The sequence below is a fragment of the Legionella sp. 27cVA30 genome, assembly GCF_024160945.1.
In the GTDB taxonomy this organism is placed as follows: Bacteria; Pseudomonadota; Gammaproteobacteria; order Legionellales; family Legionellaceae; genus Legionella_A; species Legionella_A septentrionalis.
Window position 1 is genome coordinate 870,557 of sequence record NZ_JAMYXK010000001.1, and the last position, 18,109, is coordinate 888,665.

Sequence of the window (18,109 nt, forward strand, 5' to 3'; positions counted from 1 at the left end):
GAAGTACTAATCACCTTCCAAACCATGAATAGGTTTCATTCTACCCCATTGCTTGCAACTGGGACAATGCCAGTGCAACAGCTTGCCTGAGAAACCACACTGGCCGCAACGATAAACCGGTTTATTATCTAAAAATTTACTGGTGATATCGTATAGCATTTGCAATTTTTCGCGTACTTTGCCATTTGCAGATTCCAAATGCCAGCAAATCAGGCGGTTTAATCCACGAATGGAGGGATGTCGGCTTAATTGTGAAGAGACAAAATCAATGGCAAAATCTATATTTTTCTCCTGCCGTAAATATTCGCCAATTACAAAAATTACGGAAGCACGGGGATGTTCAGATAAAGTTTGCTCGAAGTAATCAATGCATTCTTCCATAACATCCAATTCTTTATGAGCATGCACCAAGGGCTCAATAATTTCCGTAAGAAATTCAGGATCTTGTTCCGGAACCCGTTTTAATGCACGAATGGCTTGTCTATAACGGTTATTTTTGATTTCCAAATCAGCTTGCATGAGGCTGGCACGCACAGATTGTTTATCGATGGCAAGCGCTTGTTTAATTGCATAATAAGCTTTATCGTACGTTTTTTCCTTGATGGCTTGATTGGCCATTTCACAATAATAATGCGCCGCCTGCGCATGCATGCTGGTACCCGTTGAATCCTCAATCTTGCGGGTGATTTCCAAAGCTTTTTCCCAAGCTTTTTCTTGCTGATAAATTGCCAGTAAACCGTGCAAGCTGCTAACTTCACGATTTCCACCCAGATCAACGACTTCAGTAAAAATACGCTCGGCTCGATCAAACACACCCGCACTCATATAATCTTGGCCAAGAGCCATGAGCGCTTCTTTACGCTGTAACATGCTTAACTGGGGTCTTGCGATTAAATTTTGGTGAATGCGGATGGCACGATCTACTTCACCGCGCCTGCGGAATAAACTGCCCAATGCAAGATGAGTTTCCACTGTATCGCTATCAACTTCTAACAATTTTATGAATACATCCACCGCTTTATCAGGTTGTTCATTTAATAAATAATTCAATCCCACAACGTATTCATGAGATAAATGATTATCAGTTCGTCTTCCTCTGGTAGTGTAATTGCGTTTAGCAACCCACCAACCTGACCATGCAGCGGCAGGTAATAATAGTGGCCATAAATTAATCATCAAAGATCCCCCATGAAACTTTAACAGCACATCCATTACAAAAGAACATGCGAGATTTAAGTCTAAAACCCTGTATCTTCAATTCGTAATCTATTAGGACAACATTTACGAAACTAGTGTTGATCTTGCAAAGGTATGGCGCGTAAATTTTTAATTTCCCTTTCCGTGAGCTTTAATTGACTTTTAATTTTATGGTTCTCAATCTTGAGCCGCCAATATTTATATAGAAACAAACCATATCCAAAAATCACACCTACCCCAAGCACCAAGATAATGAGCACTGAAATGGGCATGGTTAAGGTATTAAAATAAAAATTGACCTGGACTGAAGCAGCATTCAGAACCGCAAAGCTCACGCCGGCTAAAATCAGTAATAAATAAAAAATTATGATCACTATCCGCATCAAATCATCCTTATTTTAGTTGCAGTTTAGTTTCCACAAGTACTGACAACAAACAAAGAAACCAATTGCGATATTTTAAACTTCAACAAAGCTTAGAGATAGGCGCTGCAATAAAAAAATTATAAAAAAAAAGCGTAGATATCTACGCTTTTTTTAAATTGAAGCAGTTACTCACCTTCTTTCGAAGCCATTTTTTCTTTTAATAAATCACCCAACGTGGTAGTAGCTTCCCCAGTGCGTGAATATTTTTTGATGGCTTCTGCCTGATCCTGAGCATCTTTTGCTTTCACAGAAAGCGTAATTGAGCGATTTTTCCGATCAATATTGGTAATTTTCGCTTCAAGCTCATCACCTTCTTTTACAAGAGTAGAAGCATCATCTACCTTATCATCTGAAAGCTCATTGGCGCGAATGGTGCCAAACACGTCTTCAGCCAATTCGACTACAACTGCTTTGGCATCGACCGAAGTCACTTTGCCTTTGACAATAGTGCCTTTGCTGTGTTCTTCAACATAGCTGGTGAAATTGTCGCTTTCCAGTTGCTTTAAGCCTAAGGAAATCCGCTCACGTTCTGCATCAATGGCCAGAATTACAGCTTCCAGTTCTTGACCTTTCTTATATTGCTTCACCGCTTCTTCTCCTGGGATGTCCCAAGAAATATCAGACAAGTGAACCAAACCGTCGATTTCACCTTCCAGACCGATGAATATGCCAAAATCAGTAATAGAACGGATCTTACCGCGGACTTTTTCGCCTTTGTTATGGGTTTGAGCAAATTTTTGCCATGGGTTACCCACGCATTGCTTCATACCTAATGAAATGCGACGGCGATCTTCATCAATTTCAAGAACCATGACTTCTACTAGATCACCCAAAGAAACGACTTTGCTTGGATGAATATTTTTGTTGGTCCAATCCATTTCAGACATATGCACCAAACCTTCCACACCTTCTTCGATTTCAACGAAGCAGCCATAGTCAGTGATGTTAGTGACTTTACCTTGCATGCGTCTGCCTATCGGGTAACGCTCGACCAAGTCAACCCAAGGATCATTGCCCAATTGCTTCATGCCTAGGGATACGCGGTTGCGTTCGCTGTCAAAACTTAAAACTTTAACTTTAACGTCTTGGCCTACAGTCAGTACTTCGCTTGGATGCTTGACGCGTTTCCAGGAAATGTCAGTGATGTGCAGCAAGCCGTCTATGCCGCCCAAATCAATAAATGCACCATAATCGGTAAGATTTTTAACGATTCCCTGCAGCACTTGTCCTTCATGCAATGAATCCAATAAGGCTTGTCGATCGGCACTGCTTTCTTCTTCCACCACAGCACGGCGAGAAACAACGATGTTATTGCGCTTGAGATCCATTTTAATCACTTTAAACTCAAGCTCTTTGCCTTCCAGGTAGGAAGGATCGCGTACAGGTCTTACATCAACCAAAGAACCCGGCAAAAATGCACGGATTGAACCGATTTCAACAGTGAAACCGCCTTTGACTTTGCCTGAGATCAATCCAGTTACTGTTTCATTGTTCTCATACGATTTAGATAGCTTACGCCAAGCTTCCTGGCGTTTGGCTTTTTCCCTGGACAGGATAGTTTCGCCGTGGCCATCTTCTACGGAGTCTAAAGCTACTTCGACCGTATCGCCGACATTAACTTCTAAATCGCCATTTTTATCTTGAAATTCTTCAATGGCAACAATGCCTTCTGATTTTAATCCCGCATTTAATGTGACGTAATCGTCGTCAATATTAATTACTTTGGCAGAAATAATTGCACCGGGATAAAATTGGGCGCCAGCAATACTTTTCTCGAATAACTCTTTAAAACTTTCGGACATGTTAATAAACTCTTTAGTATAAAAATAGAAGTGAAGATCCTCTCAACTTCCCCCAAAAACAAAAGAATACTGCTCCTGAACCTTCCTGCTTTTATGCAAGAATAGAAAGTTTAGAATAAGTGTTCCAAATTACAACTTTTTAGCGACTGTTAATCGCTCATTAACCAATTGTAATACACAATCAAATACTTGTACAATTGTTAACCTGGTTGTATCTATCTGCACAGCATCAGGTGCTGGCTTTAATGGCGAATGCGTGCGTGCGGTATCCCTTGCATCACGTTTAGCCAATTCATCTACAACCTGCGCGAGGCTAACATCATTTTGCTTTTCTTTCAACTGTAAATATCGCCTGCGTGCCCTTTCTTCCGCTGTCGCGTATAAATAAAATTTTAAATCAGCATGCGGAAAAACCACGGTACCCATGTCCCGGCCATCAGTAACCAAACCTGGAGGTTGTGCGAAAGAACGCTGCCGGGCTAGCAAAGCCTCTCGTATTTCAGGGGCTGCTGCAATTTGAGAAGCGCTTTGACCACATTGTTCGGTTCTGATGTCTCGACTCACATCTGCACCATCCAAAACGACACGGCAATCGTTTTTTTCATGCACCTTAAAGCAAAAATCAAGCTCATGCGCCAACTTGACTAAAACAGCAATATCCGTTAAATCAATATTTTTTTTCATGGCAGCGTAGGCGAGTACCCGGTAAAGTGCACCGCTGTCTAAAAAGTGCCAACCCAAATGTTTGGCCAGCATCAAACTGATTGTGCCCTTTCCGGTGCCGCTTGGGCCATCCAGTGTAATAACAGGCACATGGCTCACTGACATATAAATCCCCTATATAGTCGTTTCTTCTATTTGCATGTTTGTTTTATTGGCAATCGATACGAAAGTTGGGAAAGAAGTAGCTACATTTGCACAATTTAAAATCTTAACCGGGGCATTGGCTATTGCGCCAGCAATGGCAAATGCCATGGCAATACGATGATCATGGCAGCTGTCGACTTCGCCACCTTGTAAATGACCACCTTTAATAAATATGCCATCCTCCAGAGGTTGCGCTTCAATTCCTAGCTGTTGCAAACCATTGGCCATTGCAGCAATGCGATCGCTTTCCTTGCACCGCAACTCACGGGCACCGTGCAACAAAGTCTGCCCTTTTGCACAAGCCGCGGCTATGAAAATAACTGGGAATTCATCAATTGCTATGGGAACCATGGCGGCAGGAATATCAATTCCTTCCAAAGGCGCGTGCCTTACATAAAGATCTGCGACCAATTCTTCACCGCATAAACGTTTATTACTGAGGCTGATGTCAGCGCCCATTAATTGTAAGATTTGCATAATACCTGTCCTGGTCGGGTTAATGCCCACATTGCGGATGAATAATTCAGCCCCAGGAATAAGCGTGGCAGCAACAATGAAAAAAGCAGCCGATGAAATATCTCCAGGCACCATGACGTCAGTGCCCTGGCACTCACTGGCTGAATTAATGATGATTGCATTATCTTGTTTTTGAATAGGATAAGAAAAAGCCGTCAGCATACGCTCCGTATGATCACGGGTTAACCCAGGTTCTATCACTTGCGTTTCGCCCTGTGCATACATTCCTGCTAATAGTAGGCATGATTTAACTTGCGCACTTGCCTCAGGCATTTCATAGTTGATACCTTGCAGGGTTTGTCCCCCCTGAATTGAGATGGGCGGGCGACCACTCGTAGTATTGATGACAGCCCCCATTTTAATCAATGGGCGGGCAATTCGCTCCATCGGGCGTTTTAGTAAACTTTCATCGCCGGTTAATTCGCTGTCAAATGGCTGTGCGGCGAGTATTCCTGCTAAAAGCCGCATCGTCGTCCCTGAATTTCCGCAATCGATCACGGCTGCCGGTTTGCGCAAGCCATACTTTCCTACACCATGGATCACCACGCGTTGGGATACTGGGCCTTCTATCCTCACGCCCATCGCTTGAAACGCGCGGAGCGTTGCCAGGCAATCTCCACTTTCCAGAAAACCACTTATGGTAGTAATGCCTTTGGCAATAGCGCCCAACATGATGGCGCGATGGGAAATGGATTTATCCCCCGGAATCGTGATATCACCTTTCAGGGATGAGACCGGATGACTAATAAAATGATACCCATTCATGAATGATATTCCTCTGCGAAATCTTGCATAAAACCAATCAGCGCCTCCACCCCATCCATCGGCATTGCATTATACAAACTAGCGCGTAAGCCGCCGACCGCCCGATGTCCCCGCAGTGCAAGCAAACCTTGCTCGGCCGCACGCATAATGAATTTTTCTTCCAATTCCTGTGTGGGCAATGAAAAGCAAACATTCATCAGCGAACGGGCTTCCTTGGCCACTGGACAATTATAAAATTCAGAGTGATCGATGTAAGTGTATAGTTTTGCAGCTTTTTGGCAATTTTGTTGATAAAGCGTACTAACCCCACCTTGCTTTTTAACCCACGCAAACATTTTTGCTGCAATATAACAATTAAACACAGGCGGGGTAGCATATAAGGATTTATACTGTGCATGTGTGCGATAATCCAACATGGTGGGAATGGACGCATGACTTATTAAATTCAATAAATCATGGCGCACTATCACTACCGTTAATCCTGCAATGGAGATATTTTTCTGCGCCCCTGCAAAAATTAAGCCAAAATCAGTTACATTAATCGGTTCGCTTAATAAGCAGGAAGTCATATCCGCAATTAGCGGCACCGACACTTGCGGCACTTGCGGATAACGCACACCATTGATGGTTTCATTGGGTGTGTAATATATATAGCGGGTATTGGCATCTACCGGGTAATCCACTGCATTCGGCACCGTTTTATATTCCTGGTCTTTGGAGCTCGCAAGGCAGTAAACATCCGCCAGTTTTTGCGCTTCTTTAAATGCCAATTCAGACCAAATACCGGAAACCAGGTAACCCGCGCGCTCCCCTTTTGCCAAAAAATTCATAGGAATCATGGCAAATTGGGTACGGGCAGCCCCGCTTAAAAATAAAACATGATAATGTTTCGGTATTGCCAGCAACAAGCGCAAGTCCGCTTCCGCCTGCTCCAGCAGTGAGATAAATTCAGGTGTCCGGTGTCCAATCTCCAGAATGGACAAACCCAAATCTTGCCAATTTAAAAGCTCAGCCTGAGCCTCGGCAAGAATGGATTCCGGGAGTGTGGCAGGACCTGCCCCAAAATTATAGGCTCTCGTTTTCATGTCCTTCATCTAGAGCCTCGTCAATTTCTTCTATTTCTTCTATGCGCTGCATGCCTACGACGCGCTCACCTGCGGAGAGATTAATTAAGCGAACGCCCTGAGTATTACGACCGATAATAGAAAGCTCATTCACTTTAAATCGTACCAAAGTACCTTTATCGGTGATTAACATGGCTTCATCATTTTCAGCAACTTGTAGGGCACGCACGACCTTGCCATTTCGCTCATTCACTTGAATGGAAATAACTCCTTGTCCACCGCGGCCGGTTATCCGATATTCCACTATTTCGGTACGTTTACCGTAACCAAATTCCGTTGCCGTTAGAATGGTGCCACCCTCAGGATTTACTACGACCAGGGAAATTAAAGATTGCTCCTCTCCCATGCGGATACCGCGAACGCCACGTGCTGTTCTCCCCATTGGCCGTACCAGATTTTCATCAAAACGGATGACCTTACCTGCATCGCTAAACAACATGATTTCTTTATGACCATCGGTAATATCAACGCCTATCAAACGGTCGTCTTCATCCAAATCAACTGCAATGATTCCATTGGTACGCGGACGGCTAAATGCGTTTAACGGCACTTTTTTCACCGTTCCATTTTTAGTCGCCATGAAGACATAATATTCTTCTTTATATTCACGTACTGGCAGAATGGCGTTAATGGCTTCATTTTCAGCCAAAGGCAAAATGTTAATAATAGGTTTGCCACGCGAAATACGGCTGGCTAAAGGTAGTTCATAAGCTTTTAACCAATACAATTTCCCATGATTGGAAAAACATAATAAGGTGTCATGCGTATTGGCAATGACTAAACGTTCAACAAAATCTTCTTCTTTCACGTTGGTAGCTGATTTGCCTTTGCCGCCGCGCCGTTGCGCTTGATATGCGGAAAGAGGCTGATATTTGACGTATCCCTGGTGAGAAAGAGTCACGACTACATCTTCTTCCGTAATCAAATCTTCTATGGTGATATCTTCCTGAGAAGCAATAATTTCCGTACGCCTTGCATCACCAAATTGAGCTTTCATTTCGAGTAATTCATCGCGAATGACCTGCATCAAGCGTTCCGGCGAAGAAAGGATTTCCAGCAATTCTCTAATGACTTCTAATAATTCTTCAAATTCCTTTAGAATTTTGTCTTGTTCAAGAGCAGTCAGGCGATGTAACCTAAGTTCCAAAATAGCTTGTGCTTGTTGTGGTGATAGGTAATATCCCTCTTGCGTAAGGCCAAAATGCGCCGGTAAATCGTCAGGACGCGAACCAAAGGTTCCTGTTTTTTCAAGCATCGCGGTTACCATGCCAGGCTGCCATGCTCTGCCCAACAAGGCTTCTTTGGCATCTTGCGGGGTGGGTGATTTTTTAATTAAATCAATCATCTCGTCAATATTCGCTAAAGCAATCCCCAATCCTTCCAATAAATGCGCCCGGTTGCGTGCTTTCTTTAATTCAAATAATGAACGGCGCGTGACTACTTCACGGCGATGTTTGATAAAATACTCAAGGATTTGTTTAAGATTAAGCGTCTTAGGTTGTCCATCAACCAGTGCCACCATGTTAATGCCATACACATTCTGCATTTGAGTATGCGCATATAAATTGTTGATCATGACTTCTGCAATTTCGCCGCGCTTGAGCTCAATCACTACCCGCATGCCTTGCTTATCAGACTCATCACGCAGACCTGAAATGCCTTCCAATCGTTTTTCCCGTACCAGTTCGGCAATACGCTCAACCAGCCGTGCCTTATTCACTTGATAAGGCAATTCCGTGATGATGATGGCTTGCCGTCCCGTCTGCGCATCCGTTTCAATTTCGGTACGAGCGCGGATTAAGATGCGGCCCCGCCCTGTACGATAAGCTTGCACAATGCCTGCCCGGCCATTGATGATGGCAGCCGTTGGGAAATCCGGCCCTGGGACGATTGTCATTAATTCATCGATGTCGGTTTCAGGTCTATCCACCAAGGCCACACACGCATCCAAAATTTCAGTGAGGTTATGGGGGGGGATATTGGTCGCCATTCCTACCGCAATCCCGGATGAACCATTTACCAATAAATTAGGGATACGGGCCGGCAATACTACCGGCGCAAATTCAGTTTCGTCATAGTTGGGACTAAAATCAACGGTTTCTTTATCAAGATCAGCCAAAAGAGCATGAGCCAGCTTAGACATCCTGACTTCGGTATATCGCATGGCTGCTGGTGCATCACCATCCACCGAGCCGAAGTTACCCTGACCATCCACTAACATGTAGCGCATGGAAAAAGGCTGCGCCATACGCACGATGGTGTCGTAGACTGCTGTGTCGCCATGCGGGTGGTATTTACCGATCACATCCCCTACTACCCTTGCGGATTTTTTGTAAGGCTTATTCCAATCATTCCCCAATTCGCTCATGGCAAAGAGCACACGCCGATGTACCGGCTTTAACCCATCACGCACATCAGGCAGAGCACGCCCAACAATAACACTCATTGCATAATCAAGATAAGATTGCTTTAATTCATCTTCAATATTGACCGGTGTGACTTCTTTGGCGGAAACCATAATTAAGACTTATCCTCATACAATCAATTTAATTGATATAGCGGAATAGAATATCACGATAGTATACGAGAGGACAGTGAATTGCCTAAAGATGACCCTCACCGGCTACTCCCAAAGTCTTCTTTCTCCTAGTTAACAGTCTTCTTAATTATTTCTTAATATTTCTGTAATATAATAAACAAATGATCAAGATGTCCTTTTTATTGTCATGACAAAGCTATTTATTCCAGTAAATCCTATCGAACAGCATGGCCACACGTGCAAGCCCACAGCCATTGCCACAGTGGACAAATATTATGGCGATTTATTCGGCTATACGCCTGTGCCTGTATTTGGGATAAAAAAATACAACCATTCTGTACGAAAGCTTGCAAAAACTGTGGGCTCAGTACAAGGCGAATTACTGGAAATCAAGCAACTGCAGAAAATTTGTGGCCATTATTTGGGATATGATGCCGAAGTAATTAATTTTAAAAATAATATTAATTTATTCAAGGAACGCATCGCTGCAAACTTAAGCAGCGGCAATCTTGTCATTGCGTTTTTTGACGTGAATCGGTACACCAGTAAACCGGGTCAATTTGGCGGAGAATATGAACATGCAGCGGTGATTAATGGAATTAATCTTGATAAGCAAGAACTTTACTTTATTCACTGGGGAAAACAGCACACTTGCAAGATAGAAGAATTTTATGCCTCCACCATGCAATTGCTACCGGAAAGAGAGCCTGAATACTATGTTTCGGTTAAAAAAAACCCGCAGCTAAAGCAGATAAAATATGAAAAAATTTACACAAATCCCCAAAATGCTTCGGGCCAAATTAAAAAATCCCTGCATCCAGAAGCTGGCAGTGGCTTTCAAGGAAAACTTCTGGTTGTGAAAAAACCATCCCTGGTTCAACAGCAAAATCGAAGGCCCAGAGACATTGAAAAAGAATTCAATGAGTTGTTTTTGCAGTTAAATGAGTATAAAAATCTTTTAATTCAGGATGGGAACCAACATGGTGCGCAAATCGTAGAGAATTTTACGAAGCAGCTATCTACGGCAGCTGATGATTTTTTTAAAAAACGCACTATATCGGTTGTTGAATTCGTGAACCAATGTAAACTAACCGCCCGATCATTTAAAGAAAAGCATAGCGGTTGGTTTGCACTGAATCCAATCCTAAGAGGCATTCTTGGAATTTTAGCGGCCATCCTTGTTCTTCCTGCCATTGTAATCGAGGTAGGCAGCCAACGTGGATTTACTGGTACCTTCTTCAGTACGCCCAAGCTTAAGCTCAATGACTTTAAACAAGACCTTGCGCCTAAAGTGGCTGAATTAGCTCAGCCGCAGTTGGCAAACAACTCCCTCAAAGGCTCCTCTACCAATGGTTAAATTTATAGTACCTCTTGCCGGACGCCTAAAACTTCATTGCGAGATAGACCTTCGAAATGGCTCAAAGCCTTTTCAATAAATTCTTCTACGGTTGCTTTAATGTCACTCGCAAATACACCGGTCACACGATTGGCAATAATTACACTGATGGATAAACAATGATGTCCCAGCAAACGTCCCAAACCTAAAATTCCAGCCGTTTCCATCTCAAAATTAAGTACTTGATAATTAGAATAAGCAAATGCTGCGAGCTTATCTAAAAAAGCCGGGTAAAATAAGGGAATACGCAGCCTTCGCCCTTGTGGCCCATAAAATCCGCCGCAGGTCGCTGTAATGCCTACACTTCCCATATTCTTAAAATGGTGTAGCAAAGACGTGTCTGCTTCAACCAAATAAAAAGGCCCGCTTTCTCCCTCCATATGAAGCTTCAACGCTTTTTCAATTTTGGAATGTTCGCTCAATTCGCCCTGATAATAATTAAGCAACGTATCAAAGCCGATGGCAAACCGGCTTAAAATTACATCACCAGGCTTGCAGGTTTCTTGCAAGCCCCCAGTAGTACCCAAGCGGATGATGGTTAATGATTTTGCTTCCGCGCATGGCATGCGATTTGTTAAATCCACATTGACAAGCGCATCGAGCTCATTCATGACAATGTCGATGTTAGGAATGCCGATTCCTGTAGAAATAACACTCAACCGCTGCGGGCCGATGGTGCCCGTATGCGTGACAAATTCTCGATGAGCGCGCTTCACCTCCACGCGGTCAAAATGGCGGCTGATTTCTTCTACCCGAGCAGGGTCGCCTACAGTAATGATCAAGTCGCCAATTTCTTCCGGCAACAAATCCAAATGGTAAACAGCGCCGCGCTTGTTTAACGGTAATTCAGCAGCTTTAATCATAAAATCCCTATCTATCCGGCAAGAAATGTAAAGGTTGTAGTTTTTTTGAAACCTTAAATTTGACTGAGGCTTGTCATTTTTATATAGTTCTGCGCACAAACGCAAGAGACCGTATACGCTATTATAAAAATGTATTCTTGCCAAGGTGATTTCAAAGCATGCATGCTCATGCTGAACGCTCCGAACTTGCCGTAGAACACATTGAGCCTATAGCACTTGTTAACTACTTTTTGCGTACAGTGGCTACACTTGTTAACAAGCTCTTAACCAACAGGAGTCCATATGACAAAAAAAACTGCCCAATTAACGTTACCAGGGCAAGAACCAATCGAGTTGCCCATTTATAGCCCTACATTAGGCAACGATGTGATTGACATTAACACGCTTGGCTCCCACGGTGTTTTTACTTATGACCAGGGCTTTATGTCCACGGCATCTTGTGAATCAAAAATTACCTACATTGATGGTGACAAGGGTGTTCTTTTATACCGTGGTTATCCGATTGAACAATTAGCCGAGAAAAAAGATTTTCTGGATGTTTGTTATTTATTGTTAAATGGTGAGCTTCCTGGCGCTGAAGAAAAAACAAAATTTAATAATCTGGTGAATAATCACACCATGGTGCATCAGCAAATGTACCAATTTTTAAACGGCTTCCGCCGCGATGCCCACCCCATGGCAATCATGGTAGGTATGGTTGGCGCTTTGTCTGCTTTTTACCATGAATCAATGGATTTGAATAATCAAAACGATCGCTATATCGCCGCTGTACGTTTAATCGCAAAAGTTCCTACGATGGCCGCCATGAGTTACAAATACTCAATTGGCCAGCCTTATATGTACCCGCAGAACAAGATGTCTTATGCAGAGAATTTTTTACATATGATGTTCGGTGTCCCCAGCGAGGAAATTATCCCTAATCCTGTCCTGGTTAAAGCGATGGACACCATTTTCACTTTACATGCTGACCATGAACAAAATGCGTCCACGTCTACCGTGCGCTTGGCCGGCTCTACCGGTGCCAACCCATTTGCCTGTATCTCTGCTGGCATTGGGGCATTGTGGGGGCCTGCGCATGGCGGAGCCAATGAAGCTTGCCTTAACATGCTAAAGGAAATTGGTGATGTAAAACGCATTAATGAATACATTAAGCGCGCCAAAGACAAAGATGATCCATTCCGCTTGATGGGCTTTGGACATCGCGTGTACAAGAGTTATGATCCGCGCGCTAAGGTAATGCGTGAAACCTGCCATAAAGTGTTGGAAGCAGTAGACGCGCATAATGAACCATTATTCAAACTGGCTATGGAATTGGAACGCATCGCTCTTGAAGACGATTATTTTATCGAGAAAAAACTCTACCCCAATGTGGATTTTTATTCAGGCATTACCTTAAGTGCCATCGGCATCCCCACCAATATGTTCACGGTAATTTTTGCATTAGCCCGTACCGTGGGCTGGATGTCTCATTGGATGGAAATGGCTGCAAATAAATCTAAAATTGGCAGACCTCGTCAGCTTTATACCGGGCAGAAAAAACGAGACGTGGCTGAATGAATCTAACGTTTAGAGAGGCACTCACGAATGTGAGCGCCTCTTCCATCAACTACAAATTAGCTCCTGCCGAAATGTCTGCTTTTTAATTTAGTACTGATTAGAGACGTGACCTAAATTGCTACTAAACCCCACATCTTTTGGCTGTTGTTTTTGAGAAAAAAACCCCATGCTGGAGACATTTGCAGCAGCAAATAAATCATCTTCATTCGAAATGTTTTCTTCGTCCGACTCTTCAGGCGCAAAATTTGTAGTTTCGAGGGCTTCTGGCTGATCGTCATTCTCAAAAAATTCATCCGTTTCAAAAATATCAATTATTCCATCTTCCAAGTTTAAGGAAGCAACGCTACTCTCCTCTATTTCCAAAAAGATAGCGCTGTCATTATTCGCGGCTTCGACATTATCCTCCATCAAGGCAGCAATGGGCTCTTTTATTATTTGTCTGTAATATGCCATATCTTCTGCGGGTAAATCTGCTAACTGTTCCAAAGAGATAAATCCTAATTCCTCTTCAAGCACTTGATAATTGTCGATGACAAGCAAAGCCCCTCGCACCCGCATTTGCAACTCATCAGCTTCTTCCTTGAGAATGGTTTTTTCATAAAGTTTTTTTAAATTTTTATGGAGAAACTCTGCCTTTTTGCAGGCAAGTTTTTTTTCCTCACTGTCTTGCTCTAATTGAGAACTATAAAATGAAACGACTACACAATCTTCCACCCGGTAATAAGTAAGAGTTTTATGATCGACAACCCCAAAACGTTTTATTGCCTCATCATAACTTTCTAAATAATGCTTTTGATAATCGGCATCTTTCTTTTGGGCTTTAAAATGAGCTTCATTCGGGCGTTTAAATCCTGCTAATGCGGCGCGTACGCCATTATATTTTGCCAAATTAACAGATTGCTGTCCGGCAAAATTTTGCTCACCCAATTTATATCCCTCTTTGTATCCTTCGCCATACTTAGCATCTCGTTTGGCCAATCGCTTTTCAGAAATTCCACACCCCAGACGGCTTGCAATATAACCTGATTTAAAGCCTCGGTTATATTCCCTGCTTTCACTAGATAAGGGCAACTTTGCCGCATAGCTGGCACGAAAACCATCAAAAAAATCCCGGCCATATTTATCAACCAAATTTTTTTCCGAAAACGCCCATTCATAATTGGCTGCCAAAGCCCCTGATCTTTTGCCCCGGTTGTAGTGGGCCTCTTTAGAAGTCGTCTTGCTACTCGTTTCTTTATAACCTTCAAGATAGCCTTTTAACCAGTACTCCTTATGCTTTTCCAGCAACTTTTCTCTATCAAATTTAGTGTGGACCAAGCCAGCACCTCTACCAGCTTTCTTCCCTCGCCTGTAGTCAGCATCTTTCTTTGCCAATTTTATGCTGTTCCAACCGTCAATATATCCTAAAACCCAGTCCTCACCTTTTGTCTTTTTTAATGTTTCTAACTGTGCTGCAGTCTTCTCCTTTACCCCCCTGTTTTTTCCATCTCTTCCTGAACGATAACCCTTTTGACGAAGGGCACTATTTTTATTAACTTTTTGGGGCACGTCTGCAAAGCTTCCAGTGTGATTAGAAATTAGCTTGCGATAGGAAGCTTCCCACTCTTTTGCAAATAAAGGACTGGTAAGTTGCTTTGTAAAAGCTTCAATTTCTTGTTCAGTGAAAAAATTCCCTTTCCTTCTTCGAAAGATAAGTCTGGCGGAGTGTTTAGCCCTCTTTTTTTCAGCTTCTATTGCCAAAGTCTCATCCATCCGTTGTGGAGGGTGAGGTGTAGTATTGGCAACTAACTGAGGTGGTGTAGAACATGCTGCAGGATAAGTTGCATGTTCCATCTCTAAATCCGTGTCAACAAACAAATCTCTTTCAGCGCGCCCTCTTTTATGGCCACGAGGCTCATGCTCAGAACCAGGAGTTGCGTTTGATGCAGGAACGGATTCGGAATCAAAAATAAAATCTGGTACTTGTGGCGAAGCCCATATCTCTTGTGGAGATACTTGGATTTGAGGCGCCTCTCTGCGTTGTTTTTTTGCAGGCGGCATATGCATAATAAAGACTCACAATTATAATTTTTTAACCTGCATTATAATTGATCGATTGACTATTTAAAGTCTTTTGTGATCTTTATATGATCTTTTTGATCATTTAAATTTTATACCTTGCAAGTATTTAGCTGCTTTTTTATTCAATTTTTCTTTTTTTTAAAAAAATACAAAATAATTCAGTGGCTTAAATATGAGCATAAAATTTTTAAGTTAACAGCAACCGGCTGCTGCAATTTTGTCCGCATTCTTCACAAAAACAGCAAGAAAAAATTGGTCTATGCTAAAAAAGAAGTTAATTTTATTGACTCGCTTATGGAAAAAAATAACCATGCCATCGCCGCTTTGCTTTATGAGCAAGCAGAAAAATTGCGAGCTTATGGTGACAATCCCTACCGCGCTCGTGCCTTTTCCCGTGCGGCGCGTGTAATTGAGAATCTAGATAGGAATATTTATTTGTTACTTGAGGAAAATTTTGATTTAACCACCCTTCCTTCTATTGGCAAAAGTATTGCTGCAGCCATCGAAGAAATTGTAAAAACCAATAAACTTCCTGCTTGGATGCAAACTCCCCAAAGGAAAATCAATGAATTAGCAAACATCCAGGGACTAGGCACGAACAAAATAAAGCTGCTCACCGAAAAATATGGCATTCATACTAGAAAAACATTATTGGAAGCTCTCAAGTCTCATGTCATTACTGAATTTACACCGGCTTTCACAGAACAAATTAAAGAAGCCATTTTGGCATGCAAACCTAAGGGTAAGTTCATTCGCTTATATCATGCACTGCCAATTGTTAAAGAACTCATTAACAAACTGCAACAGGCGGATGGCATACAACGCGTAGAATGCAGCGGAGAATTTCGCCGAAAACGTGAATTAATTGAGCATTTAATTGTTTTGGTACAAACAGAAAACGAAGCTCTGGCAAGCACACTCTGTCATGAATTACCCATGCTTAATTCTGTATTTTCCATGGACGAAAACCATGTGCGGGCAAGCTTGTGGAATGGCGTCCCGGTTGATATTTATTTTATCCATCACTCATGCTTTGCTGCTTCCCTTCTCTGGCATACCGGCACTGAAAAACATCTAAAGCAATTACAAAAAATTGCCTGTGAAAAAAATGAGGAAATTAAGGAGGCGGGATTATATCGGAATGAGGAATTTATCCCCCTATCATCCGAACATGAACTGTATGCCAGGCTCGGGTTGGCATTCATTGAACCAGAGTTACGTGAAGACAGGGGCGAGATTAAAGCGGCGCAACAAAACCGCTTGCCTGAATTAATTGAATTACAGGATATTAAAGGCGATTTACATTCCCATACCACTGAAACAGACGGTCGGAATACCTTGGAAACCATGGTAAATGCCGCTTTAGCGCAGGGATATGAATACCTGGCTATCACTGATCACTCCAAACGATTAGCCATTACCAATGGCATGGATGAAAAACGTTTGCTAGAACAAATAAAGCAAATTGATAAATTAAACGCAAAATTAAATGGTTTTTTGGTTTTAAAATCCATTGAGGTGGATATTCTGGAAGATGGCACCCTGGACTTATCCAATGATATTTTAAAAGAATTGGATATCATTGTCTGTTCCATTCATTCCAAATTCAGAATTGATGAAAAAAAACAAACTGAGCGCATTTTACGAGCTATGGAAAATCCTTATTTTAATATTTTGGGGCATGCAACGGGAAGGCTAATCCGCTCACGCCCGCCTTATGCCATAGATATGGATCGCATATTACAGGCAGCCCTTGATAACCATTGTTTTATCGAGTTAAATGCACAGCCTTTTCGTTTGGATATTCATGATGAATATTGTAAAAAAGCAAAAGAAAAAGGAGTGAAACTAGCTATTTCCAGTGATGCGCACAGTACGCGGGAACTTAATTTTATGCAGCTTGGAATTGATCAAGCACGGCGAGGCTGGTTAGAAAAGGAAAATGTACTCAACACCCGCTCCTGGCCGGAACTCAAGAAACTGTTGAAACAACATCGCTAGGCCATCTAAAGCCCAATGTCTTTAATGCATGCATTCGTCCTGTTTAAATAGGCAAACGCTATGGCAATCATGCAGTAACCGCTGTGCAACTACATCGTATTTATTTGAGAGCAAAATAAAGAAACAAAATGATCTAAAATTAAATAATAGGATTATTTTGTGAGATGATAATGTTTTCATTGCATGACATACAATTAAGATATGCTCAAAAACAACAAGAAATAAAATTAATCAGAAATGAAATCAAAAGCGCAGTAAATGCCATATTAGAGCTGGAGGGGAAAAGTCATTTTCCAGAAACGCTAAATCCGTTAATGAGTCAGGCAGAAAAAGTTTCGCATCATAAAGCGGAAAATGATGACGACATCAGTCAGCTTATGGCAGCCGCAGGGGAAGCACTGGCAATTATCCCCGAAGAAATAGAGAAAATTAACAACGCTATTCCTGAAAATGAAAACAATAAACGTCAGCTAGAACTTAAAAAAAATAAAAAACAACAATCGTTCACGGCAATTGAGAAAGAAATATCATTAGTAAAGAGCGAACTAAAGAACCTGGTGTCTCCTGCTGTACCCACTTCTTTTGAAAAATTTATAGCCGATAAAAATCCAGATTTTCTAAAGTCGCTTGTACTTTTCTTTATTCCGCAAAAATTTATTACTGCCGCACAGGCAAAATGTGTTGCTGAGGAAGTCTATGAGTCAACCAAAATTTCCTTTGAACACTCGATAAAATCACTGCAGGAAAAATTGGTAACCCAAAAAAAACAATTCGACCATCTTTCGCAGGCAATGGGCACTGCTGAAAAGCAGATAAAAGCAGCTCCAGTACAAATCAAAAAATTAAAGCGTCTAGAGGAACAAATAAAGGCCCTTAAAACCGCTTGCGAGAAGCTGCCTCTTCCTGAAAGGAGTTTGGATAATGCGGCAGAAAAAGATAATGAGCTATTTTCAAATTTCCAACCTTTTTAGGGCTGAGTTTTATGCACCTCCTGCC

At 42.2% G+C, this 18,109-nt stretch carries 13 protein-coding genes; 4 read left to right on the forward strand and 9 right to left on the reverse strand.

Annotated elements, in window-relative coordinates:
* Window positions 1-6 precede the first annotated feature (6 nt).
* From lapB to gyrA, 7 genes are all read right to left on the reverse strand, one after another.
* Entirely contained in the window at window positions 7-1,176 is a 1,170-nt protein-coding gene (gene lapB, locus NKV53_RS03925) for a lipopolysaccharide assembly protein LapB (RefSeq protein ID WP_126953511.1), read from the reverse strand.
* Between the two features lie 113 nt (window positions 1,177-1,289).
* Window positions 1,290-1,580: a lipopolysaccharide assembly LapA domain-containing protein gene (locus NKV53_RS03930; protein WP_126953510.1), complete on the reverse strand. Its 291-nt coding sequence runs from the start codon at window positions 1,578-1,580 to the stop codon at window positions 1,290-1,292.
* Window positions 1,581-1,747: 167 nt separating this feature from the next.
* Complete coding sequence (gene rpsA, locus NKV53_RS03935; RefSeq protein ID WP_126953509.1) at window positions 1,748-3,424, reverse strand: 30S ribosomal protein S1; 1,677 nt, start codon at window positions 3,422-3,424, stop codon at window positions 1,748-1,750.
* 129 nt (window positions 3,425-3,553) lie between these two features.
* On the reverse strand, window positions 3,554-4,252 hold the full coding sequence (cmk, locus tag NKV53_RS03940; RefSeq protein WP_199737729.1) for a (d)CMP kinase: 699 nt from the start codon (window positions 4,250-4,252) through the stop codon (window positions 3,554-3,556).
* Between the two features lie 9 nt (window positions 4,253-4,261).
* Window positions 4,262-5,572: a 3-phosphoshikimate 1-carboxyvinyltransferase gene (gene aroA, locus NKV53_RS03945; protein ID WP_126953507.1), complete on the reverse strand. Its 1,311-nt coding sequence runs from the start codon at window positions 5,570-5,572 to the stop codon at window positions 4,262-4,264.
* Window positions 5,569-6,657 carry a 3-phosphoserine/phosphohydroxythreonine transaminase gene (serC, locus tag NKV53_RS03950; RefSeq protein WP_126953506.1) on the reverse strand — a complete coding sequence of 363 codons (1,089 nt, stop codon included), beginning with the start codon at window positions 6,655-6,657 and terminating at the stop codon, window positions 5,569-5,571. The genes aroA and serC overlap by 4 nt, the downstream gene beginning before the upstream one ends.
* A complete protein-coding gene (gene gyrA, locus NKV53_RS03955; RefSeq protein WP_199737747.1) occupies window positions 6,638-9,217 on the reverse strand; it encodes a DNA gyrase subunit A in 2,580 nt (859 codons plus the stop codon). Before gyrA ends, serC begins: the two co-directional genes overlap by 20 nt.
* Before the next feature lie 205 nt (window positions 9,218-9,422).
* Between gyrA and NKV53_RS03960 the strand changes: the two genes are divergently transcribed.
* A complete protein-coding gene (locus NKV53_RS03960; RefSeq protein WP_127057307.1) occupies window positions 9,423-10,592 on the forward strand; it encodes a hypothetical protein in 1,170 nt (389 codons plus the stop codon).
* Window positions 10,593-10,594: 2 nt separating this feature from the next.
* On the opposite strand, the gene NKV53_RS03965 is transcribed toward NKV53_RS03960, so the two are convergent.
* Window positions 10,595-11,494, reverse strand: coding sequence for a nucleoside phosphorylase (locus NKV53_RS03965; RefSeq protein ID WP_126953503.1), 900 nt, complete (start codon window positions 11,492-11,494; stop codon window positions 10,595-10,597).
* A gap of 282 nt (window positions 11,495-11,776) precedes the next feature.
* Between NKV53_RS03965 and gltA the strand changes: the two genes are divergently transcribed.
* Window positions 11,777-13,051 carry a citrate synthase gene (gene gltA / locus NKV53_RS03970; RefSeq protein WP_126953502.1) on the forward strand — a complete coding sequence of 425 codons (1,275 nt, stop codon included), beginning with the start codon at window positions 11,777-11,779 and terminating at the stop codon, window positions 13,049-13,051.
* An 87-nt stretch (window positions 13,052-13,138) separates the two neighbouring features.
* On the opposite strand, the gene NKV53_RS03975 is transcribed toward gltA, so the two are convergent.
* On the reverse strand, window positions 13,139-15,091 hold the full coding sequence (locus tag NKV53_RS03975; RefSeq protein WP_233588846.1) for a hypothetical protein: 1,953 nt from the start codon (window positions 15,089-15,091) through the stop codon (window positions 13,139-13,141).
* Window positions 15,092-15,406: 315 nt separating this feature from the next.
* On the opposite strand from NKV53_RS03975, the gene polX reads away from it, so the two are divergent.
* Window positions 15,407-17,113 (forward strand): DNA polymerase/3'-5' exonuclease PolX, encoded by a 1,707-nt coding sequence (gene polX, locus NKV53_RS03980; protein ID WP_127032569.1) that lies wholly within the window; start codon window positions 15,407-15,409, stop codon window positions 17,111-17,113.
* 170 nt (window positions 17,114-17,283) lie between these two features.
* Window positions 17,284-18,084: a hypothetical protein gene (locus tag NKV53_RS03985; RefSeq protein ID WP_253350707.1), complete on the forward strand. Its 801-nt coding sequence runs from the start codon at window positions 17,284-17,286 to the stop codon at window positions 18,082-18,084.
* Window positions 18,085-18,109: the final 25 nt, after the last annotated feature.

What these genes read in the sequence shown, in the direction of transcription:
- lapB (WP_126953511.1), bottom strand. Translation starts at nt 1,176, where the DNA reads ATGATTAATTTATGGCCACTATTATTACCTGCCGCTGCATGGTCAGGT.
- NKV53_RS03930 (WP_126953510.1), bottom strand. Translation starts at nt 1,580, where the DNA reads ATGCGGATAGTGATCATAATTTTTTATTTATTACTGATTTTAGCCGGC.
- rpsA (WP_126953509.1), bottom strand. Translation starts at nt 3,424, where the DNA reads ATGTCCGAAAGTTTTAAAGAGTTATTCGAGAAAAGTATTGCTGGCGCC.
- cmk (WP_199737729.1), bottom strand. Translation starts at nt 4,252, where the DNA reads ATGTCAGTGAGCCATGTGCCTGTTATTACACTGGATGGCCCAAGCGGC.
- aroA (WP_126953507.1), bottom strand. Translation starts at nt 5,572, where the DNA reads ATGAATGGGTATCATTTTATTAGTCATCCGGTCTCATCCCTGAAAGGT.
- serC (WP_126953506.1), bottom strand. Translation starts at nt 6,657, where the DNA reads ATGAAAACGAGAGCCTATAATTTTGGGGCAGGTCCTGCCACACTCCCG.
- NKV53_RS03960 (WP_127057307.1), top strand. Translation starts at nt 9,423, where the DNA reads ATGACAAAGCTATTTATTCCAGTAAATCCTATCGAACAGCATGGCCAC.
- NKV53_RS03965 (WP_126953503.1), bottom strand. Translation starts at nt 11,494, where the DNA reads ATGATTAAAGCTGCTGAATTACCGTTAAACAAGCGCGGCGCTGTTTAC.
- gltA (WP_126953502.1), top strand. Translation starts at nt 11,777, where the DNA reads ATGACAAAAAAAACTGCCCAATTAACGTTACCAGGGCAAGAACCAATC.
- NKV53_RS03975 (WP_233588846.1), bottom strand. Translation starts at nt 15,091, where the DNA reads ATGCCGCCTGCAAAAAAACAACGCAGAGAGGCGCCTCAAATCCAAGTA.
- polX (WP_127032569.1), top strand. Translation starts at nt 15,407, where the DNA reads ATGGAAAAAAATAACCATGCCATCGCCGCTTTGCTTTATGAGCAAGCA.
- NKV53_RS03985 (WP_253350707.1), top strand. Translation starts at nt 17,284, where the DNA reads ATGTTTTCATTGCATGACATACAATTAAGATATGCTCAAAAACAACAA.